This is a genomic window from Arthrobacter sp. FW306-2-2C-D06B (assembly GCF_021789175.1).
In the GTDB taxonomy this organism is placed as follows: Bacteria; Actinomycetota; Actinomycetes; order Actinomycetales; family Micrococcaceae; genus Arthrobacter.
In genome coordinates this window covers 3,173,521-3,193,227 of record NZ_CP084560.1, presented here as the reverse complement: position 1 = coordinate 3,193,227, position 19,707 = coordinate 3,173,521, and the positions used below count along the sequence as shown (strand labels likewise).

At 63.9% G+C, this 19,707-nt stretch carries 19 protein-coding genes; 12 read left to right on the top strand and 7 right to left on the bottom strand.

Features of this window, described 5'->3' with window-relative positions:
* Positions 1-2: 2 nt before the first annotated feature.
* The 3 genes from LFT47_RS14870 (at position 3) to LFT47_RS14860 (ending at position 2,772) form a co-directional block, all read left to right on the top strand.
* Positions 3-782: a PIG-L deacetylase family protein gene (locus tag LFT47_RS14870; RefSeq protein WP_236811946.1), complete on the top strand. Its 780-nt coding sequence runs from the start codon at positions 3-5 to the stop codon at positions 780-782.
* 74 nt (positions 783-856) lie between these two features.
* Positions 857-1,402 (top strand): gluconokinase, encoded by a 546-nt coding sequence (locus LFT47_RS14865; RefSeq protein ID WP_236811944.1) that lies wholly within the window; start codon positions 857-859, stop codon positions 1,400-1,402.
* Complete coding sequence (locus LFT47_RS14860; protein ID WP_236811942.1) at positions 1,399-2,772, top strand: GntT/GntP/DsdX family permease; 1,374 nt, start codon at positions 1,399-1,401, stop codon at positions 2,770-2,772. Before LFT47_RS14865 ends, LFT47_RS14860 begins: the two co-directional genes overlap by 4 nt.
* Before the next feature lie 89 nt (positions 2,773-2,861).
* Here LFT47_RS14860 and LFT47_RS14855 read toward each other — a convergent pair whose 3' ends face one another.
* From LFT47_RS14855 to LFT47_RS14835, 5 genes are all read right to left on the bottom strand, one after another.
* Entirely contained in the window at positions 2,862-3,623 is a 762-nt protein-coding gene (locus tag LFT47_RS14855) for a MerR family transcriptional regulator (protein ID WP_236811940.1), read from the bottom strand.
* 77 nt (positions 3,624-3,700) lie between these two features.
* A complete protein-coding gene (locus tag LFT47_RS14850) occupies positions 3,701-4,579 on the bottom strand; it encodes an anti-sigma factor (RefSeq protein WP_236811938.1) in 879 nt (292 codons plus the stop codon).
* A 1-nt stretch (position 4,580) separates the two neighbouring features.
* Complete coding sequence (gene sigK, locus LFT47_RS14845) at positions 4,581-5,177, bottom strand: ECF RNA polymerase sigma factor SigK (RefSeq protein WP_236811936.1); 597 nt, start codon at positions 5,175-5,177, stop codon at positions 4,581-4,583.
* Between the two features lie 232 nt (positions 5,178-5,409).
* A complete protein-coding gene (locus tag LFT47_RS14840) occupies positions 5,410-5,877 on the bottom strand; it encodes a tRNA (cytidine(34)-2'-O)-methyltransferase (protein WP_236811934.1) in 468 nt (155 codons plus the stop codon).
* A 44-nt stretch (positions 5,878-5,921) separates the two neighbouring features.
* On the bottom strand, positions 5,922-6,881 hold the full coding sequence (locus LFT47_RS14835) for a J domain-containing protein (RefSeq protein ID WP_236818611.1): 960 nt from the start codon (positions 6,879-6,881) through the stop codon (positions 5,922-5,924).
* Between the two features lie 237 nt (positions 6,882-7,118).
* Between LFT47_RS14835 and LFT47_RS14830 the strand changes: the two genes are divergently transcribed.
* The 3 genes from LFT47_RS14830 to LFT47_RS14820 all read left to right on the top strand — a co-directional run bounded on the left by LFT47_RS14830 (position 7,119) and on the right by LFT47_RS14820 (position 10,078).
* Positions 7,119-7,997 (top strand): diacylglycerol/lipid kinase family protein, encoded by an 879-nt coding sequence (locus LFT47_RS14830; RefSeq protein WP_236811932.1) that lies wholly within the window; start codon positions 7,119-7,121, stop codon positions 7,995-7,997.
* Between the two features lie 51 nt (positions 7,998-8,048).
* A complete protein-coding gene (locus LFT47_RS14825; RefSeq protein WP_236811930.1) occupies positions 8,049-8,714 on the top strand; it encodes a helix-turn-helix transcriptional regulator in 666 nt (221 codons plus the stop codon).
* Positions 8,715-8,809: 95 nt separating this feature from the next.
* Complete coding sequence (locus LFT47_RS14820) at positions 8,810-10,078, top strand: cysteine desulfurase family protein (protein ID WP_236811928.1); 1,269 nt, start codon at positions 8,810-8,812, stop codon at positions 10,076-10,078.
* Here LFT47_RS14820 and LFT47_RS14815 read toward each other — a convergent pair.
* Entirely contained in the window at positions 10,057-11,295 is a 1,239-nt protein-coding gene (locus LFT47_RS14815; RefSeq protein WP_236811926.1) for an NAD(P)/FAD-dependent oxidoreductase, read from the bottom strand. The genes LFT47_RS14820 and LFT47_RS14815 overlap by 22 nt on opposite strands.
* A 235-nt stretch (positions 11,296-11,530) precedes the next feature.
* Between LFT47_RS14815 and mnmA the strand changes: the two genes are divergently transcribed.
* The 5 genes from mnmA (at position 11,531) to LFT47_RS14790 (ending at position 18,499) form a co-directional block, all read left to right on the top strand.
* The gene (gene mnmA / locus LFT47_RS14810; protein WP_236818609.1) at positions 11,531-12,652 is read left to right on the top strand and encodes a tRNA 2-thiouridine(34) synthase MnmA; all 1,122 of its coding nucleotides are present in this window, start codon (positions 11,531-11,533) and stop codon (positions 12,650-12,652) included.
* A gap of 257 nt (positions 12,653-12,909) precedes the next feature.
* Positions 12,910-14,538 (top strand): ABC transporter substrate-binding protein, encoded by a 1,629-nt coding sequence (locus tag LFT47_RS14805; protein ID WP_236811925.1) that lies wholly within the window; start codon positions 12,910-12,912, stop codon positions 14,536-14,538.
* Positions 14,539-14,653: 115 nt separating this feature from the next.
* Positions 14,654-15,742 (top strand): ABC transporter permease, encoded by a 1,089-nt coding sequence (locus LFT47_RS14800; protein WP_236811924.1) that lies wholly within the window; start codon positions 14,654-14,656, stop codon positions 15,740-15,742.
* A gap of 1 nt (position 15,743) precedes the next feature.
* Entirely contained in the window at positions 15,744-16,793 is a 1,050-nt protein-coding gene (locus LFT47_RS14795) for an ABC transporter permease (RefSeq protein WP_236811923.1), read from the top strand.
* Positions 16,790-18,499, top strand: coding sequence for an ABC transporter ATP-binding protein (locus LFT47_RS14790; protein ID WP_236811922.1), 1,710 nt, complete (start codon positions 16,790-16,792; stop codon positions 18,497-18,499). The genes LFT47_RS14795 and LFT47_RS14790 overlap by 4 nt, the downstream gene beginning before the upstream one ends.
* An 80-nt stretch (positions 18,500-18,579) precedes the next feature.
* Here LFT47_RS14790 and LFT47_RS14785 read toward each other — a convergent pair whose 3' ends face one another.
* Complete coding sequence (locus LFT47_RS14785; RefSeq protein WP_236811921.1) at positions 18,580-19,239, bottom strand: NADPH-dependent F420 reductase; 660 nt, start codon at positions 19,237-19,239, stop codon at positions 18,580-18,582.
* Positions 19,240-19,317: 78 nt separating this feature from the next.
* Here LFT47_RS14785 and LFT47_RS14780 point away from each other — a divergent pair, with 78 nt between their 5' ends.
* Complete coding sequence (locus LFT47_RS14780) at positions 19,318-19,704, top strand: chorismate mutase (protein WP_236811919.1); 387 nt, start codon at positions 19,318-19,320, stop codon at positions 19,702-19,704.
* Positions 19,705-19,707 lie beyond the last annotated feature (3 nt).

Genomic DNA, 19,707 nt, shown 5'->3' with positions numbered 1-19,707 from the left:
CTTTGTCTTCTGACGCCACGTCAGCAAAGAGCCCGTTCAACGCCTCCACGGAGCGCGTCGAGCGGGTGCTTTGTTTTACCGCCCATCCGGACGACATTGACTTCGGCGCGGCCGGCACCATCGCTGCCTGGACCGCTGCCGGCGTCGAGGTCAGCTACTGCGTCATGACCGACGGCGACGCCGGAGGTTTCGATCCTGCCCACCGCGAGGAGATCATTTCCATGCGCGCAGAGGAACAGAGGCAAGCCGCCGCCCTCGTCGGCGTGACGGATGTGCACTACCTCCATGAGCGCGATGGCTACCTGGAACCCACGCATGGGGTCATCAAGCAAGTGGTGAAGCTCATCCGCGAAATCCGCCCCGACATCGTGCTGGCCATGCACCCGGAACGCAACTGGGACAGGATCCAGAAGAGCCATCCCGACCACCTCGCCGTCGGGGAGATCGTGACCCGGGCTGTGTACCCCGCGGTGGAGAACCCCTTCGCCTACCCGGAACTGGCGGAAGCCGGCCTCGAGGCTTTCAAGCTGCCTTGGCTGTGGCTCTTCGCCGGTCCCGAAACCCGTGAGAACTATTTCGTGGATGTCACCGACCACATCGACGCGAAACTGGCTGCCATCCGGATCCATGCGAGCCAGCACCCCGATCTGGAGGGCATGGAACGGGGTGTGCGGGGCATGCTCCGGCACAATGCTTCGCGCGCCGGAATGGCGGGCGGGCGCAGCGCCGAGGCGTTCCATGTGGTGGAAGTCAACGGGTCCCAAACCATCGCCGGTTTTTGAAATTGCTGATGTGTAACCTGTGTCATATGCTTAGTCTCGTTTAAATCATATTTAATTGAGAGAGGCAGACTTTGATGGCGAAGACTGCACAACAACCGGTATTGGTGATCATGGGTGTCTCCGGTTCCGGTAAATCGACAGTGGCCGGCGTATTGGCTGGCCGGCTGGGGTGGGACCTCGCCGAAGGCGACGACCTGCACCCGGAAGCGAACGTCGCAAAGATGCAGGCGGGGCACGCACTCAGCGATGAGGACCGTTGGCCCTGGCTGGAGATCATTGCCGATTGGATCAAGGAACGTACGGCAGCAGGAAAGCCGGGCATCATCACGTGCTCGGCCTTGAAGAAGCAGTACCGGGATGTCCTGCGCGGCGAGGGCGTCGTGTTCGTTTTCCTCCAAGGGAGCAAGGACAAGATTTCCGACAGGCTGGCTTCGCGCCACGGGCATTTCATGCCTGCTTCGCTGCTGGAATCCCAGTTCGATGCACTGGAGGCGCCCACCGAGGAAGAGAACCACATCTCGCTGTGCGTCTCCGCCTCCCCGGCTGAAGAAGCAGACGAAATCATCGAACGGCTCGGCCTTGAGGCACAGACCGCACACACAACTGGAGATGCAGCGTGAACTGGACCGGGCACGATACCCAACTCCTTGTGGTCGCGGCCATCGGCATTGCGCTGATCGTCCTGCTGATCGCCAAATTCAAGGTCCACCCGTTCTTGTCCCTCGTACTAGGTTCGGCCTTCGTCGGCCTGGCATCGGGAGTCGGCCTCGACAAGGTGGTCAGCAACTTCGAAGACGGCGTGGGCGGCGTCCTTAAAGAGGTCGGCCTCCTGATTGCCCTCGGCGCCATGCTGGGCAAGCTGCTGGCGGACTCCGGCGGCGCAAACCGCGTGGTGGACACCTTGCTGGAGAAAGCCAGCGGCAACAAGGTGGTCTGGATGATCACCTTGGTTGCTGTCATCATCGGCCTCCCGATGTTCTTCGAGATCGGCCTCGTCCTGCTCCTTCCGGTGATCGTCCTGGTCACCCAGCGCTCGCAGATGAAGCTCATGCGCATTGCCATTCCGGCGCTCGCGGGTTTGTCCGTGTTGCACGGCCTGGTCCCACCGCACCCCGGCCCGCTCATCGCCATCAGTGCGGTGAAGGCTGAACTAGGAACCACGCTGGCTCTTGGGCTCTTGGTGGCCGTTCCGACAGTGATCATTTGTGGACCGTTGTTTTCCCGTTTGGCCGCGCGGTGGGTTCCCGTGGATGCCCCCGCGGTGGCGGGCGGTATCGACACCAAGCACGCCGTCGATCTCAGCGACGTCAAGCGCCAACCGACCTTCCTTGTCACCTTGCTGACGATCATTTTCCCGGTGGTGCTCATGCTCCTGAAGGCCGTTGCGGACATTGTCTGGCCCGACGCCGCCCATGCCCCGATGGTCCGCACCGTCCTGGACTTCATTGGCCAGCCCCTCGTCGCGATGACCTTGGCTGTGCTCGCCGCCATGGTGACGTTCGGCTACGCCGTCGGCTTCACCGGAAGCAAGATCACTACCAAGCTCGGCAACAGCCTCGGACCGATTGCCGCGATCCTGCTGATCGTGGGCGCGGGCGGCGGTTTCAAGCAGACCCTCATCGGCGCCGGCGTCGGTGACGCGGTCAAGAAATGGGCCGAAGGCGCCAACATGTCCGTGCTGGTCCTGGGCTTCCTCGTGGCTGTTGCCCTTCGACTGGCCACGGGCTCGGCGACAGTTGCCACCGTGACGGCTGCAGGCATCGTGGCTCCTTTGGCAAGCAGCCTGAGTCCGACGCATGCCGCGCTCCTCGCCTTGGCCATCGGCGCAGGCTCGCTCTTCCTGTCCCACGTCAACGACGCAGGGTTCTGGCTCGTGAAGGAACTCTTCGGCCTGACGGTCGGTCAGACGTTCAAGACGTGGTCGGTGATGGAGACGCTCATCTCGGTGGTCGGCTTCGGCTTCATCATGGTGCTCTCGCTGATCATTTAGCGGGGCTGCTTAGAAGTAACTACGACGGCGGCCCGTCCCCTGTGTTTCCAGTGGGGACGGGCCGCCGTTGTGCTTTTCTTGGGGTGTACCTAACTGAGCTTTTCTGCTGCGTAGACCTTGATGCCTTCGAGCAGGTAGGGAGCCAGGCCTACCCGGACCTTGTCGTAATTGGCGGTGAACCGGGGGTCGTCCACATACATCTGTCCCAGGCCCACATAGGATTCAGCGTTGGGCGTCCAACTGGCGCAGATCCACTTGTAATGCCGGCCGACAACTGCCTGGACGTCCGGGTGATCCGCCGGAAGGGCGGCGTCGAAGCAGCGGGCGAGATCCTGGTTCAGCGCCGCGTACTCTTCCATGAAGGCCTGTTTCTGGGCCGTTGTCATTGCCGAGTGCCGGGCCTTGCTCGCGTCGACGGCACGTTCGCCCCAGCGCTCGCGCGCCTCGGCTTCGTAGGGGTTGTTATCGAAATCCTTGAAGATGTTCTCCGCGGTCATGGTTTCTCCTTGACGTAGTGCTGCGATAGTGGCGTCGACCGTCCGGGACATCCGGTCCAGCCGGTCGCGCTCGGCCAGCAGCCAGTTCCTGTGCACGGCAAGTGCCTCCACGGGATCGGCCTGGCCATCCAGAACTTCGCCGATGGTCTCGAGCCCAAGGCCAAGTTCACGAAGCAGGAGGATCCGCTGCAGTCGCAGCAGCTCAGGCTGGCCGTAGTACCGGTAGCCGTTGTGTCCCGTGTGGGCAGGCTCCAGTAGTCCGAGTTGGTCATAGTGGCGCAAGGTCCGCGAGGAAACCTTGCTGGCCTTGGCCAGTTCGGAGATGGTCCAGGTACCTGCCTTGTCCTGCTTCATGTGTCCAGCGTAGAAGTTGACGCTACGTCAAGGTCAAGCCCCGCCGTTAAGAGCCCATGCGGGCAGGGCCCCTCGCTTTAGGTGAGGGGCGCTGCTGCGACCGTCGGGAGCGTCGGCTTCTTGGAGCCGCCCACGGGCTCAACCGTGATGCCGATGGACGCCGCGCTGGCAATGCCCGAGACAACCGCCGGATGGCTCAAGGCCTTGGCGTCCATGAGTCCCTGGGAGACAGGGTCGGAGCCATCCTTGGGAATAAGCCACATCTGGTAAACCTTGCCGGCCGGGGGAGCGGGAACTCCATTCATCCGGACCACCACGGCGTTTTTCGAACTGGAGATGGACACGGTCGCAGTGCCGCCGCCGTTGACGTCGACCGTGGCTTGACGGACATCGCCCGCCTGCAGTACTTGGTTCACGGGATCGTTCTGCCCGGCCACGTAGACGCCTACGCCGATACCGCCAAGCGCAATAACCGCGGCCGCCGCGGCGGCTGCCACCCAACCACGGACGCCGCCGAAGCGTCGGCGATCACGCCGGTTCCGGGCGGCGGCGAGGTCGACGACGTCCGGGGAAACGTGTCCTGCTGGGCCAGCCGGCACTTCGGGAACCGACGACGGCGCGGAAGCCGTGCCGGTTTGTGCAGTGCGCGGTTGTTGCGGGAGCTGCCGCAGAATGTCATCCAAGAGCCCGGGCCGCGGTTCGGCCTCGTCCGCGAAAGAGGCCGCGAGCGTTTCGCGTGACTGCCTGACCCGCTCAAGGAACGCTGAGCGAACAGGTGCGGTGGCAATGTAGTTGTCGATTTCCGCCCGCTCGGCGTCGCTCAAGGCGTCGAGGGCATAGATCTCGGCGAGCTCCAGGACCCGGCCTTCGGCAAGATCGGTGGCTATATCGCTGGCGAACATCCTGCGGAGGCCTTCCTTCCCGGCATTCTGCTTGTTGTCATCGTGTTCGGTCATGTCAGCTCACCCCCAGGCAAGTCTTGAGTCGGAGAAGTCCATCGCGGATGCGGGACTTGATGGTCGGAATAGCGGCACCGAGCTGTTCAGCGACCTCCCGGTACGTGAGCCCGCCATAGTAGGCGAGCCGCACGGATTCCAATTGCGTTTCCGTCAGAGTGCCGAGGCAACGGGTGACGGCCTCGGCTTCAAGCCGGCTGCTCGCTTCTTCCTCCACTGAATCGTGGTCAAGGAGTTGGCTCGCGGCACCATATTTGGCTTCGCGGTCCGTGGCGGACTGGGCCGAGCGGACACGGTCGATGGCGCGCCGGTGGGTGATGGTCATGAGCCACGCGAGGGGACTGCCTGCCTCGGGATTGAACTTGCCGGCGTTCTGCCAGACCTGGATGAAGACTTCCTGGGTGGTATCTTCGCTCAGGCCCGCATCCACCAGGACGCGCTTGGCCATGCCGAAGACCCTCCGTGCCGTAAGGCGGTAGAACTCGCTGAAGGCGACGCGATCGCCGTCGGCCATCAACCCCAGCAATTCCGCAAGCTGCGCATTCGAGCCGGCAATCACGCTGGGGGCCTCGGGGCCTCGCACATTCGGTGTATCCATCACCGTCCAGCATAGATTGCCCGTGACCCTGGCAGTACCAGAAGCACTGCGAGTCTTGAGGGTAGTCACCTGCGCCCCTTCCGCGGCCGTCGCTTCACCGGCACCTTGCCACGCAGGCCAGCTGCCTGCCCAGGCTGTTGGTGCCTGTACAAGGTATTCGGCGCAGGGAGAGCTTTGGATGGGTGACCCGCCGACGCGAGCTTGCGAATGTCCGGGCGGCCGGGCCCGCAGACTAGAGTTTCGCCCCGGCAAAACCGTGTTGGCGCCAGGCCTCGTACACCGCGATGGAGGCGGCATTGGCAAGGTTAAGCGAGCGGAGGGACGGCAGCATGGGGAGCCGGACGCGGGCCGTGACATGTGGGTCCTGTTTCAGCCAGTCCGGAAGCCCGACGGACTCGGGGCCGAACAGCAATACATCGCCCTCCTCGTAGGCAATGTCCGTGTAGGAGGATTCGCCGTCGGACGTGAAGGCGAAGACGCGCTCGGGCTGCAAGGCCGCCCAGGCGGCCTCGATGTCCTTGTGCACCGTGACCACCGCGAGGTCGTGGTAGTCAAGTCCCGCGCGGCGCAGCTTCGCGTCGGAGAAATCGAAGCCCAGCGGCTCCACAAGGTGCAGCTCCGCGCCGGTGATGGCGGCGAGCCGGATCGCGTTTCCCGTGTTGCCCGGGATTTCAGGGGTGTGGAAGAGGATGCGGAACACGTATCAATCCTAGCCAGCGAAAATACAGGGTTGTTCCTGCAGGCTCAGTGCATGCCGCGCAGCAGCCGGGCCAGGACCGGAACAACCACGGTGTTGGGCGCGGGACCCGAACTCAGGAACTGCTTGAGGCCGCGGGCCAGTCCGGAAGCGTTGACGATTTGCACCGAACCGAAGTCTCCATCCGTGCGCCGGTAATGGTCGATGACCGGTTCGTGCGGGTTGCCGTCCGGGCTGTGGACTACCACCCAAGCTGTCACATTCAGTTCCGGGAAGATTTCCTGCATGTGGCGAACGATCAGCCCGAGCTGCGGCGGTGGCACCGAACGTCCGCCGTGCTTGAGCGCCACACCGTCCCAGGCATAGGCGCCCTTGGGCAGCAGCATGGATCCGATGAGCGCCAGGCGGTAGCCGGCAAGCAGGGCGTGATCGATGTGGCTGTCGTCGGAGGGGGAGCGGAGCCCGTTGATGAGCCGTGCCGAGGGGATGGCAGGAAGTATTTGGCGGCTGATGAGCTGGACTGTCCGCATTTCGCGCTGAATGCGCGCTTCGGCACCGAAGATTCCACGCTTCCGGGGAAGCCCGTGGATCTGCAGCGCGGCCTCGCCCTTGGAGAGCAGGGGCACCTCATGCGGATCATCGAAGGGCGGGACGTACACGGGGGCGTCGCCGGCGGTGTTGCGCGGGGTATTCGGCCTGTGGACCCCGGCGGTGGTGCGGGTTTCCGGTCCGGCAGCGCCGGCCCCGGCGTAATCCGGTCTTTGCGCCGGGAAGGGGTTCGCCCTGCCCGACGGGCCGCTCGCGTAACGGCGGTCGTACTCCGCGCGTCGTTTGGGATCAATCAGTGTCTCGTACGCGAGCGTGACCTGTCGAAAGACCTCAGGATCCCCGCCATGGTCCGGGTGTGCGTTCCTCGCAGCCTTCCGGTAGGCCACCTTGATCTCCTTGTCCGTCGCAGTGACGGGAACCCGGAGGATCTGATAGTGGGAACTGCTGCCCTGAGCCAACCACGGGCCTTTCTGTGGGATTCTGAAGTTTCCCGCCGTCCCGGTGCGGAGCGGCGATCTTGGCAAGTCTAGCCAGCCCACCATGAGAACGACGGCGGCCCGGGCTTTAGTTCCCCGGATACCGCCCCTGCCGGTGGCATGATTCATGCTGTGAACTCCCCGGCCGGACCCGATCATCCCCTTGACCCGCCAAGACCCGGCCCCGATGGGGTGAACGGATCTTCCCGCCGAAGGATCGTGCTTGCGGTCAATCCCAACGCTGCGTTTGGACGGCACGCCCTTGCCGGGGACGCCGCCGCCCGCTGCCTCCGCGCGGCGGGTCTCGCCGTCGTCGTACTTCGGCGCGACAGCATGGACGCCCTGCGGGAAGCGGTAGACGAAGCCCTTAGCGCAGGCGCCGACGCCTTGGTGGTGGTGGGCGGCGACGGCATGGTCCATTTGGGCGTCAATTCACTCGGCGGGACCGGCCTGCCGCTCGGGATTGTTCCCGTGGGCACGGGAAACGACGTAGCCCGGATGCTTGGACTGCCTTTGCAGGATGTCGAGGGGTCCTGTGCCCGCGTTATTTCGGCGCTCGCCGACGGCGGGCGGGTACTCGACGCAGGCCGCATCACCACCGGCGGACGGACCATGTGGTTTGCCGGGGCCGTCTCCGCGGGATTCGACGCCGCGGTCAATGAACGGGCCAACTCCTGGAGGTGGCCCCGCGGTACGCTCCGCTACACCCTCGCGATGCTCCGGGAGCTCGGATCGTTCCGGGCGATCCACTACACCGTGACGGCCGACGGCGTGACATCGAAGGAAGGCGCCATGCTGATTTCCGTGGCCAACTGCCAGTCGATCGGCGGTGGGATGCGCATCGTCCCGGATGCCGCGCCCGACGACGGGCTGCTGGATCTGTTTATGGTCAAGCCCCTGTCCCGGCTAGGCCTGCTTGCGGTCTTCCCGAAGGTCTTCTCCGGACGGCACACCTCGCACCCGGCCGTGGAAATCCGCCGGGTACGCTCAGTGCGCCTTGCCGCCGAGAACGTGGTGGCTTACGCCGACGGCGAGCGGATCGGCCTCCTTCCCTTGGACATCGACGTGGTTCCGGGCGCCCTGCGGGTGTTGGCCTGAAATCCCGAAGGATTAAGCAATGAGTGTTGATTTTAGAGTTAAGCTGGATCCATGACCGGACTTCCCTGGCTGCGTCGGCTCTCCGCTTTGGCATCCCTCGACGACGGCAACCGGCGTCGCTTGTACGAGCACGTCTGCAGCGCAAGCGATGCAGTAAGTCGCGACGACGCCGCGATGGCCCTGGGGCTTCCCCGCAGCACGGCCTCCTTCCACCTCGACCGGCTGGTCCGTGACGGGCTCCTGAATGTTGAGTTCCGCAAGCTCGGGGGCAAGGTCGGGCCGGGTTCCGGACGGCCTGCGAAGCTGTACACGCCCGTCATTGAGGAGATCGGCGCCTCGGTTCCGGAGCGCAACTATGACCTCGCCGGGGAAGTGATGGCCACTGCCATCCAGGACCTGATGGCGAAGGGTGGTTCTCCCCGCGAAGCTCTCCTCGAAACCGCCTACACCCGGGGCCGCGAGGCCGGCAGTACGGAACCTGGTTTCGAGGATATCCTGGCGAGCTATGGCTACAGGCCGGAAGCTGACGACGGCGGCGGGTACTCCTTGGCCAATTGCCCCTTCCACCGGCTGGCCGAAAGCCACACCAGCGTCGTCTGCGCCATGAACGGCGCCTTCCTGAGCGGAGCGGCGGCCGCCTGCGGAATTGCCGAGGACCGGATCGCCGATGACAACCGCGAAGGCCATTGCTGCGCCAGGATCCTTCCCGCGGATTAGTCCGGCCGATTAGCGAAGCGGCCCAGAAAGGCTCCTTCTACCGCCGAAGCCCGGATCCGCCTGCCTCGATAGACCTGCCTCGATAGAATTGGGTAGTGCCTGTTTACTTGGACCATGCCGCCACCACGCCCCTTGCCGCCGTCGCCCTCACCGCCATGACCCGCGAGCTGGCACGGACCGGCAATCCGTCATCGTTGCACGCTTCCGGACGGCGTGCCCGGCGATCCGTGGAAGAGGCGCGGGAGGCGATTGCGGCAGCAGCCGGGGCGCACCCCTCAGAACTCATCTTCACGTCGGGAGGCACCGAAGCAGACAACCTCGCCGTCAAGGGGATGTACTGGGCCCGCCACGACGAAGACGGCCGCCGCAAGCGGATCCTTTGCTCCGCCGTCGAGCACCACGCGGTGCAGGACACGGTCGAATGGCTGGAACGGCACGAAGGGGCTGAAGCGGTGTGGCTCCCCGTCGATTCCCAGGGCGTCGTGCGGCTGGAAGCTGTACGGGCAGAGATCGAGCGTGATCCGGGATCGGTAGCCCTGGTCACCGTCATGTGGGCAAATAACGAGGTGGGCAGCATCCAGCCGGTCAAGGAGATCGTGGAAATCGCTGCCGCCCACGGCATCCCGGTGCACTCGGACGCAGTCCAGGCTTTCGGCTCGATTCCGCTGAGCTTCCGAGACACAGGGCTCGCCGCGATGTCGGTCTCCAGCCACAAAATCGGCGGGCCCGTGGGCGTCGGTGCCCTCTTCCTCGGGCGGTCCACCAAGGTCACTCCAGTCCAGCACGGGGGAGGGCAGGAGCGTGATGTCCGCTCGGGAACCCTGGACACGGCGTCGATCGCGGCATTCGCCGCCGCGGCGGAGTCGGTCGCTCAAAACCTGGCAGCAGAGCGCGAGCGGATCAGTGCTTTGCGGGACCGGATCATCGACGGTGTCCGGGCTGCAATTCCCGAGGCGGTGTTGCGTGGAGCGCCGGGAGACGCCCGGCTACCCGGCAACGCGCATTTCACGTTCCCTGGCTGCGAAGGCGATTCCTTGCTGTTCCTGCTGGACCTCGCGGGCATCGAATCATCCACCGGATCCGCCTGCACTGCGGGAGTCCCCAGGCCCTCGCACGTCTTGCTTGCCATGGGTTTGGACGAGGACACCGCCCGCGGGGCACAACGGTTCAGCCTGGGCCACTCTTCAAACGACGCCGACGTCGACGCCCTGCTCAAGGCCCTTCCGGACGCGTATGCCCGGGCGAAGCTTGCCGGAATGGCTGGGCACGAGTCCAGCATCCAGACTGCAGCTACTGTGGCCCGGGGCTACGACAGCGCCTCTGCCGGCGGTTCGGCCGCCTATCAGGTTCCGGGCAACAACTGATCCAGCGGAACGGCCGGATCAGTCAGGCGGTCCACGTCTACCGGAATGCGCCCCGAAATGAGTGCCTTGACCGGCTTCTGGACCCGTTGCTGGTTGACGCTCATGCCCGCCACGACGGCGCCGTCCCGTAGCCAGAAGGCCATGAAGCTGTTTTCCTCCAACGTGCCCCGGATGGCGGGTACGGAACCTGACGCAAGCGTGGGATATCCCCAATACTCCATTGAGACGTCGAACTGGTCCGTGTAGAAATACGGGACCACGTCGAGCTTTGCGTCCTGTCCCAGCATCGCTTTCGCGGCGACCTTACCTCCGTTGAGTGCGTTGGACCAGTGCTCGCTGCGGTGATGATCGCCGGTGAAGGGGTGGAGGGCGTTGGCAACATCGCCGGCCGCGAACACGTCCGGACTGCTGGTCCGGAGCGAAGAATCCACCACGATTCCGTTGCGGATGTCCAGCCCGGCGGTTTCGGCCAAGGCTGTATCCGGAACCACGCCGACGGCCACCATCACGAGGTCGGCAGGAAGGACCTCGGCGGAGTTGGTGACAACGGCGCTCGCCTTTCCCCCGGTGCCTCTGATTTCCGCGGCGCTCGCGGGGAGCCGGAACCGCACGCCGTGCTTTTCGTGCAGCTTGCGGAAGAAGCCGCCCAGTTCGGGGCCAATGGCCATGCTGAGCGGCACGTCTTCCAGTCCAAGCAGGGTCACGGTGTTGCCGTAGCTGCTCGCGGCTGCGGCAAGCTCCATGCCGATCCAACCCGAGCCGATCATCACCACATTCCGGCCCCCGACCGACAGTTCTTCCTTGAGCCTGCGCGAATCATTGAAGGTCCGGAATGTCATGACACCGGCAAGATCGGAACCGGGGAGCGGAATCCGGCGCGGCTGCGCCCCCGTGGCGATCAGGAGCTTGTTGAACCGAAGCTCGGTTCCTGATCCCAGCTGTACCGTGTGGGCGGCAGGATCGGCGGTTGCGACCGGGTCGCCAAGGAGGAGCTCGACGTCGTTCTCCCCGTACCAGCCGGCCGCCAGCACCGGGACGGTATCCTCGCCGGCTTTGCCCAGGAGGAACTCCTTGGAGAGGGGAGGCCGCAAGTAGGGCTGCTCATTCTCGGCGCTGACCACGGTGATGCGGCCGTCGAAGCCTTCGGAACGCAGGGTCTTGGCCGCCGTGGCGCCGGCCAACCCGCCGCCTGCAATAACGATGTGTTCAGTGTCCATGGTGACTCGATTCGCGGGGCGTGGGCGTTTCGCGTGGGCAGTCCGGGTGCGCGTGGACGCGGGCCCAGGCAGATCTAAAACTGTTAGTTTTGACTTTAGAATCGTCCGCGACGGCGGTCAAGGTATTTTTGGGCGGAATTCCGGCGGGCGCTAGAATAGTTGGGCGCTTAGTCTCTTTAGCGCAGTTCTTCTCCCCACACATCAACAGAAAGCCAGCATGCGAGTTCTTGCAGCCATGAGCGGCGGAGTCGACTCCGCCGTTGCCGCCGCCCGCGCCGTCGAGGCGGGGCACGACGTCGTCGGCGTCCACCTGGCGCTGTCCCGCATGCCCGGAACACTGCGCACGGGCAGCCGCGGCTGCTGCACCATCGAAGACTCCCGCGACGCCTGGCGCGCTTGCGACGTACTGGGGATTCCCTATTATGTTTGGGATTTCTCGGAGCGCTTCAAGGAAGACGTTGTCCAGGACTTCATCGATGAATACGCCGCGGGCCGCACTCCCAATCCCTGCATGCGCTGCAACGAGCGGATCAAGTTCGCCGCTTTGTTGGAGAAGGCCATCGCCCTGGGATTCGACGCGGTCTGCACGGGCCACTACGCCAAGGTCATCCAGGACGCGGAGGGCAATCCTGAACTCCACCGCGCAGCCGATTGGGCCAAGGACCAAAGCTACGTACTCGGCGTCCTGACCCATGAACAGCTCAAGCACTCCATGTTCCCGCTGGCAGAGACTCCCTCCAAGGCCGAGGTTCGCGCAGAGGCGGAACGCCGCGGCCTGTCCGTCGCGAACAAGCCTGACAGTCATGACATCTGCTTCATTCCGGACGGCGATACCGCCGGCTGGCTCGCCGAGAAGATCGACATGACAACGGGCGACATCGTGGACGAGGCGGGAACCAAGGTAGGGGAGCACCCGGGAGCCAACGCCTTCACCGTAGGCCAGCGCCGTGGCCTCAAGCTGGGCACCCCTGCCGCCGACGGCAAGCCGCGCTTCGTGCTGGAAATCCGGCCCAAGGAAAACAAGGTGGTCGTCGGGCCCGAAGCCCTTTTGGCCATCGACGAGATCCGCGGAATCAAGGTGTCCTGGGCCGGTCTGCCCATCGCCGAGGTGGCTACCGGCGCCGAATTCGATTGCTACGCCCAGGTCCGGGCCCACGGCGATCCCGTTCCCGCCAAGGCATCTGTCGAGCGGCACGTCGACGAGGCCGGCATTGAGCGCGAAGGCCTCGTGGTTACCCTCGTCGATCCCCTCCGCGGAGTGGCCCCCGGGCAGACCATCGTGCTGTACCAAGGCACCCGTGTCCTGGGCCAGGCAACCATCGACGCCGCCCGGTCCCTTCAGCGCGCGGAGCTCTAGGCCTCGTAACGCACTGCAGTGGGAAAAGCGCCACAATTTTGTGAGCGCTAACCAAGGGTCGTTCCAACATCAGGAGCGGCATGGGGCGGTCCGCCTAGCCGACTTCGAGCCAAAAGAAAAGTAAATTTTGTGTCTCAACTCACAAAATCAAACGTTTCACCAAAAAAGCTTCTGATTGAATCGTGGAGTCAGGAGTATGCGCTCCTAAGAAATTACCGACGGCGGTTCGCCGTATCCATCGAACAGAAAGTTCACTGATGGCATTGAACAAAAAAGCCTTGCGAAGCGCTATCGCGTTCGCGGGCATCTCCGTATTCGCTTTGACGGCCTGCACGGGCCCGGCGGGCGGCGGCGGTTCAGCTTCCTCAGCTGCCAGCGGTCCGATCGCTTATGGCACCACCGACAAGGTGACCGCACTCGATCCCGCAGGCTCGTACGACAACGGTTCCTTCATGGTGATGAACCAGGTCTATTCCTTCCTCCTGAACTCGAAGCCAGGAAGCGCCGACCCCGTTCCGGACCTGGCAGCGTCGGCGTCGTTCACGTCGCCCACCGAGTACACCGTCAAGCTGAAGCCCGGACTCAAGTGGGCCAACGGCCACACGCTGGACTCCGCCGACGTCAAGTTTTCGTTTGACCGGCAGCTCAAGATCAACGACCCCGCTGGTCCCGCAAGCCTGCTCGAAAACCTGGACAGCGTCACCACCCCGGACGCCAACACCGCCGTTTTCAAGCTGAAGCTCGCGAACGACCAGACGTTCCCGCAGATCCTTAGCAGCCCGGCCGCGCCGATTGTGGACCACCAGGTCTTCCCAGCCGACAAGCTTCTTTCGGATGACGACATCATCAAGGCCAAGGCGTTCTATGGCCAGTACACGATCGACAGCTACAAGAAGAATGAGCTCATCAGCCTCAAGGCCTACCCTGACTACCAGGGTGTCCTGGGCAAGCCGGCCAACGACGCCGCTACGATCAAGTACTACGCCGAGCCGACCAACATGAAGCTGGACATCCAGCAGGGCAACATCGACGTTGCGAACCGAAGCCTCAGCGCCACTGACGTCGACGACCTCAAGAAGGATTCCAAGGTCAAGGTCAACGTTGGTCCCGGCGGCGAGATCCGCTACATCACGTTCAACTTCAACACCATGCCGTTCGGCGCCAAGGCAGCCGGAGCCGACCCGGCCAAGGCACTTGCCGTCCGCCAGGCGATGGCCAACCTCGTTGACCGCCAGGCAATCGCGGACCAGGTCTACAAGGGCACATACCTGCCGCTGTACTCCAACGTCCCCAGCGGCTTCCTGGGCGCCAACGAGTCGTTCAAGGATGCCTACGGCGACAACGGAAAGCCGAGCCTGGACAAAGCCAAGAAGGTTCTTTCCGATGCGGGTGTCAAGGACGTCGTCACCCTGAACCTTCAGTACAACCCGGACCACTACGGCAAGTCCTCGGGCGACGAGTACGCCATGATCAAGGACCAGCTTGAGAAGTCGGGCCTCTTCAAGGTGAACCTGCAGTCCACCGAATGGGTGACCTACAGCAAGGCCAGCCGCGCCGACGAGTACCCGTTGTTCCAGTTCGGCTGGTTCCCTGACTTCAGCGACCCCGACAACTACCTGACCCCGTTCTTCCCGAACGGTGGCTTCCTGAAGAACCACTTCAACGACCAGGCCGTGACCGACCTGATCAACAAGCAGCTGACCACCACGGACAAGTCGGCTCGCGAATCCACCATCAAGGACGCCCAGAACGCTCTGGCAAAGGACATTTCCACTTTGCCGCTGCTCCAGGGTGCCCAGGTTGCCATCTCGGCGAAGGGCGTGAACGGCGTCGACAAGACGCTTGACGCTTCCTTCAAGTTCCGATTGGGAACTATTTCAAAGTAAGCAGCCGGTAGGGGGAGGCGGGTGCCAACAGGTGCTTTGCCTCCCCTTATTGCTGATTGCCTCACATTTTGAGCAAAACCCCGCGCGATCCGCGGGCAATGAACTTTAGGTAGCAATGACAACACTTATAGAGGTGCCCGACGTCGAACCGGACGCGGTCGCTCCCAAGAGTAAATCAGCGGGCGGGGGTCTCGGCAGGTACATCGTGGTCAGGTTCTTCCTGATCATTCCCACGATATTCATCCTCGTGACGCTTGTATTCTTCCTCATGCGGGTCATCGGAGACCCCATCACCGCAGCCCAGGGTGGCCGGCTTCCCCCGGATGTCCTCGCACAAAGAATCCACGACGCCGGTTACGACCGGCCGATCATCATCCAGTACTTCGAATACCTGGGTCAGTTGATCACCGGGAACTTCGGCACCACCATTACGGACCGGCGCCCCGTCGTCGAAATGCTGTCGACGTTCGGTGCAGCCACCCTCGAGCTGACGATCAACGCACTGATCGTGGCTCTCGCGGTCGGCATCCCGCTGGGCATGATCGCCGCACAGCGTCGCGACAAGGCCACTGACGCCTTCCTTCGCTGCTTTGCCATCCTCTGCTACGCCACTCCGGTCTTCTTCTCCGGACTCCTGCTCAAGCTGACGTTCTCCGTTTGGCTCGGCTGGCTCCCAGTGGCCGGTCGGGTGTCCACCCGCACCGAGCTGACCATGGGCCAACTTGCCGCTCCCACCGGCATTTACTGGCTCGACGCCCTGCGCAGCGGCAATCTCACCGCACTCGGCGACGTCGTGTCCCACGCAGTGCTGCCCGCTATCGCCCTGGGTCTCCTGACCGCCGGTGTCTTCCTGCGACTCGTCCGGACCAACGTCATCGGAACGCTGGGCAAGGATTACGTCGAGGCCGGCCGTTCGCGCGGCGTCAGCGAGTTCCGTCTCGTGACGAAGCACGCCTACAAGCCGGCGCTCATCCCCATCATCACAGTCATGGGTTTGCAGATCGCCCTGATGCTCGGCGGAGCCGTGCTCACCGAGACCACCTTCGAATGGAAGGGCCTTGGCTACCAGCTGGTCCAGTACCTGAACGCCAGGGACTTCGTGGCGGTCCAGGGCATCGTGGTGCTGCTGGCCGTCATCGTCGCATTTACCAACTTCGTCGTGGACGTCGTCGCCGCGCTGATCGACCCGCGAGTGAGGTACTGACATGAGCACCGCAACAATTTCAAGACGGAAGAAGTCCTTCCTGTCCGGCCTTCCCGTCATTTCCCACGTCAACAAGAGCGTTGGCCTCCAGCGGGGCATGCTCATCACCGGGCTTGTGTTGACGGGCATATTCCTTCTCTCGACCGTTCTCGCGCCGTTCATCGCGCCATACGGCTATTCCCAACTGAGTGATGCATCCGGTTCGTTCCCCACCCAGGAGGCCCCCGGCAGCAAGCACCTGCTCGGCACCACCGTCGGCGGCTATGACGTTCTCTCCCGCGTCCTGTGGGGTTCACAGACCGCTGTGACCGTGATCGTCGTCGCCGTGGTGATGTCCATCTTCCTCGGTGTGGCGCTGGGCCTGCTCAGCGGCTATTTCGGTGGCTGGCTGGACCGGGTGCTGGTAGTCATCGCCGATGCCATTTATGCTTTTCCCTCCCTGCTCTTGGCGATCGTCATGTCGATCGTCATCAGCCGTGGCCAGTCGAGCTTCTGGGGCGGCATCCTCGCCTGCTCCTTCTCGATCACCGTGGTGTTCGTTCCGCAGTACTTCCGCGTGATCCGGGCCGAAACCATCAGGCTCAAGGCCGAACCGTTCGTGGAATCCGCCATGGTCCTGGGCGCGTCCAGCCTTCGGATCATCACCCGGCACATCTTCAAGAACGCCACCAGGACGCTTCCGCTGATGTTCACCCTGAACGCCTCCGAAGCGATCCTGACCCTCGCCGGCCTTGGCTTCCTGGGCTTCGGCATCGAACCGTCCTCGGCCGCAGAGTGGGGCTTCGACCTCAACAAGGCCATGGCGGACGCATCGTCCGGCATTTGGTGGACCGGCGTCTTCCCCGGTATCGCGATCGTCCTCACAGTGCTGGGGTTGACCCTGGTCGGCGAAAGCATCAACGATCTCAACGATCCCCGCCTCCGTGGCCGCAAGCGTGCTGGAGGCAAGGCCTCCCGCTCCAAGGCCGCGGCAGGAACCGACGGCACGAACGCAGGGGTCACTACAGCTCCCAAACCGGAATCAGGCAGCCCAGAGGCAGGCAAGGCATGACCACCAACATCGGCAACATTTCGGACCAGCCGCTGACATCCGGGCAGCCCGTCCTGGACATCGAACGGCTCAAAGTCACCTTTGCCACAGACAGCGGAGACGTCTATGCGGTCAAGGACGTCAGCCTCGAGGTCAAAGCCGGCGAAGTGCTGGCGATCGTCGGGGAGTCGGGCTCCGGCAAGACTGTCACGGCCAAGACCATCCTCGGCCTGCTCCCGGAAACAGCCATCAGCTCCGGAGCCGTGCTGATCAACGGCAACAACGTCATCAGCGTCAGTGCGGCCAAACTGCGCAAGATCCGCGGCCGCGACGTGGCCATGGTCTTCCAGGAACCGTCAACGGCCCTGAACCCGGTGTTCACGGTGGGCTGGCAGATCGCCGAAGGCATCCGGGCCCACGCCTCGGACGGACACCGCATCTCGGCCAAGGAGGCCAAGAAGCGGGCCACCGAAGCCCTGCGGAAGGTCGGCATCCCCGATCCCGAAACCCGCGTCAACTACTATCCCCACCAGCTTTCCGGTGGCCAGAAGCAACGGGTCGTCATTGCAGCTGCCCTCGCCCTGAACCCGGGTTTGATCGTGGCGGACGAGCCGACGACGGCCCTGGACGTCACTGTCCAGGCCGAGATCCTTCAGTTGCTCCGGGACTTGCGGGACAAGTACGGCACCTCGATTGTGCTCATTACGCACAATATGGGTGTCGTGGCCGACCTGGCCGACCGCGTCGTGGTCATGTACCAAGGCGACGTCGTCGAAGAGGCCACCGCCAGGGTCCTTTTCGCCGAGCCGAAGCAGGACTACACCAAGAAGCTGCTGGCCGCCGTGCCGCACCTCGGCCGCAACTCAGCGTCCGAAGGGGCCACCGAACGGTTGCACCAGACCGGAAAGGTACTGGTTGAGGCAAAGAACCTCACCATCGAGTATCCGGGCCGCCTCGGCAAGCCAGGGTTCAAAGCCGTGGACAACGTCAGCTTCACGGTCTCCGAGAACGAGGTCTTTGGCCTGGTTGGCGAGTCCGGTTCGGGTAAGTCCACCATCGGTCGCGCCATCGCAGGCCTGAACAGGGCAACCGGCGGCAGTCTCAAGGTCCTTGGTTACGAAATGCTGGGCTTCAAGGAGCACACGTTCAAGCCGCTGCGCAAGGACATCGGCTTCGTCTTCCAGGACCCGGCCGCTTCGTTCAACCCTCACCTGACCATCGGTGAGTGCGTGGCGGAACCGCTGCTCATCCATACCCACCCGAGCCCGGCTCAAGCACGCCTGCGCGTGGCGCAGTTGCTCGAATCGGTGCAGCTGCCGGCGTCGTACGCCGAACGCTTCCCGCACGAGCTCTCCGGCGGGCAGCGCCAGCGTGCTTCGCTGGCGCGTTCACTCGCACTCAACCCGCGCCTCCTGATCGCCGACGAGCCGACCTCGGCCCTCGACGTATCCGTGCAGGCAAAGGTCCTGGAGCTGTTCAAGGACATCCAGGAAGAGTTCGGTTTCGCTGCGCTGTTCATCAGCCACGACCTCGCCGTCGTGGACATCCTCTCCCACTGGGTGGGCGTGTTGTACAAGGGCCAGCTCGTGGAGCAAGGGATCGGCAGCCAGATCATGGGCAATCCCCAGCACGACTACACCCGCAAGCTCATCGCCTCGCTGCCGGTGCCGGATCCTGACGAGCAGGCCCGACGCCGGGAAGAGAACCGCGCGCTGCTGGGCATCTAGCCGCCATCCAAGCAACGATCCGCAAGAACGGACATGCCCGCCCTTCTCCGCGAAGGGCGGGCATGTCCCTTTGGCTGAGGCTATTCGGACACGATGCTGATGTTGAAGAGCTTGTCCTTCGGCTGGCGCATGAAGATCCGGAGCCACAGCGGCATCCACATTTCGAGGCCGCGGGCGACGTCGAGGCCACCCAGGTCGCGGATGTGTTCCGGGAGCCAGCCGAACTCCTGCAGGAGCGCGACGACGGTGGCTTTAGCGTCGTCGTCGTTACCGGCCACGAAGACGTCGTGGGCGCCATCGGCGAGCCTGAGCGGGTCAACCATCAGCGGCGCCTCCAAGGTGTTGAGGGCCTTGACCACGCGGGCCTTGGGGAAGGAACGCTGGATGGTTTCGGCAATGCTGTCGGTATTGCAGACGGAGAGCGACGGCGGGAAGCCGGCGGAAAAGTCCAGCGGGTTGGACACATCCACCAGGACCTTGCCCGCCAGGTTCGCAGCCCCGGCTTCACTCAACGCGGCGAGGGACACCATCCCGGGGGTTGCGTTGATCACGATCTCGGCCATGGCTGCGGCCTGCGCGAAGGAACCGGAGCTTGCTCCCGGACCTGCCTGCGCCGCCCACTCCATCCCCTTGGGATTGCCGGCCTCCCGCGAACCCATCATGACCTCGTGGCCTATCGCCACCAATTTTCCGGCCAGAGTGTGCCCCACCATTCCGGTGCCAAGAACTGCGATTTTCATGCGTGCTCTCCTTATCATCGGCGCGGACATGCCCATTCTGCCCCTCAAGGCCCGGCCGGCACACCCTAGACTGGAGGAATGACCGAGCAGAACCACGCCCTCCCCGACGCCGACTCCTTCGATCCTTCCGCCAGCTCCCTCGCCGGCCGCGTGGACCAGGCCGTCATGGACGAGTTGCTCTCCATCCGCTCCAGCATCGACAACATCGACGCCACCCTCGTCTTCCTCCTCGCGGAACGCTTCAAGGCCACCCAGAAAGTGGGCGTCCTCAAGGCGACGCACAAGCTTCCCGCCGGGGACCCCGGACGTGAGTCCGCCCAGATTGCGCGGCTCCGCCGGCTCGCCGAAGAGGCGAACCTCGATCCTGCCTTCGCCGAGAAGTTCCTGAATTTCATCATCAGTGAGGTCATCCGGCACCACGAGGCAATCGCCGAGGGCCACCAGGCTTCCATCGCGCAGGCCTGAACA

What these genes read in the sequence shown, in the direction of transcription:
- LFT47_RS14795 (WP_236811923.1), top strand. Translation starts at nt 15,744, where the DNA reads ATGAGCACCGCAACAATTTCAAGACGGAAGAAGTCCTTCCTGTCCGGC.
- LFT47_RS14785 (WP_236811921.1), bottom strand. Translation starts at nt 19,239, where the DNA reads ATGAAAATCGCAGTTCTTGGCACCGGAATGGTGGGGCACACTCTGGCC.
- LFT47_RS14805 (WP_236811925.1), top strand. Translation starts at nt 12,910, where the DNA reads ATGGCATTGAACAAAAAAGCCTTGCGAAGCGCTATCGCGTTCGCGGGC.
- LFT47_RS14815 (WP_236811926.1), bottom strand. Translation starts at nt 11,295, where the DNA reads ATGGACACTGAACACATCGTTATTGCAGGCGGCGGGTTGGCCGGCGCC.
- LFT47_RS14855 (WP_236811940.1), bottom strand. Translation starts at nt 3,623, where the DNA reads ATGAAGCAGGACAAGGCAGGTACCTGGACCATCTCCGAACTGGCCAAG.
- LFT47_RS14790 (WP_236811922.1), top strand. Translation starts at nt 16,790, where the DNA reads ATGACCACCAACATCGGCAACATTTCGGACCAGCCGCTGACATCCGGG.
- LFT47_RS14850 (WP_236811938.1), bottom strand. Translation starts at nt 4,579, where the DNA reads ATGACCGAACACGATGACAACAAGCAGAATGCCGGGAAGGAAGGCCTC.
- LFT47_RS14825 (WP_236811930.1), top strand. Translation starts at nt 8,049, where the DNA reads ATGACCGGACTTCCCTGGCTGCGTCGGCTCTCCGCTTTGGCATCCCTC.
- sigK (WP_236811936.1), bottom strand. Translation starts at nt 5,177, where the DNA reads ATGGATACACCGAATGTGCGAGGCCCCGAGGCCCCCAGCGTGATTGCC.
- mnmA (WP_236818609.1), top strand. Translation starts at nt 11,531, where the DNA reads ATGAGCGGCGGAGTCGACTCCGCCGTTGCCGCCGCCCGCGCCGTCGAG.
- LFT47_RS14780 (WP_236811919.1), top strand. Translation starts at nt 19,318, where the DNA reads ATGACCGAGCAGAACCACGCCCTCCCCGACGCCGACTCCTTCGATCCT.
- LFT47_RS14865 (WP_236811944.1), top strand. Translation starts at nt 857, where the DNA reads ATGGCGAAGACTGCACAACAACCGGTATTGGTGATCATGGGTGTCTCC.
- LFT47_RS14800 (WP_236811924.1), top strand. Translation starts at nt 14,654, where the DNA reads ATGACAACACTTATAGAGGTGCCCGACGTCGAACCGGACGCGGTCGCT.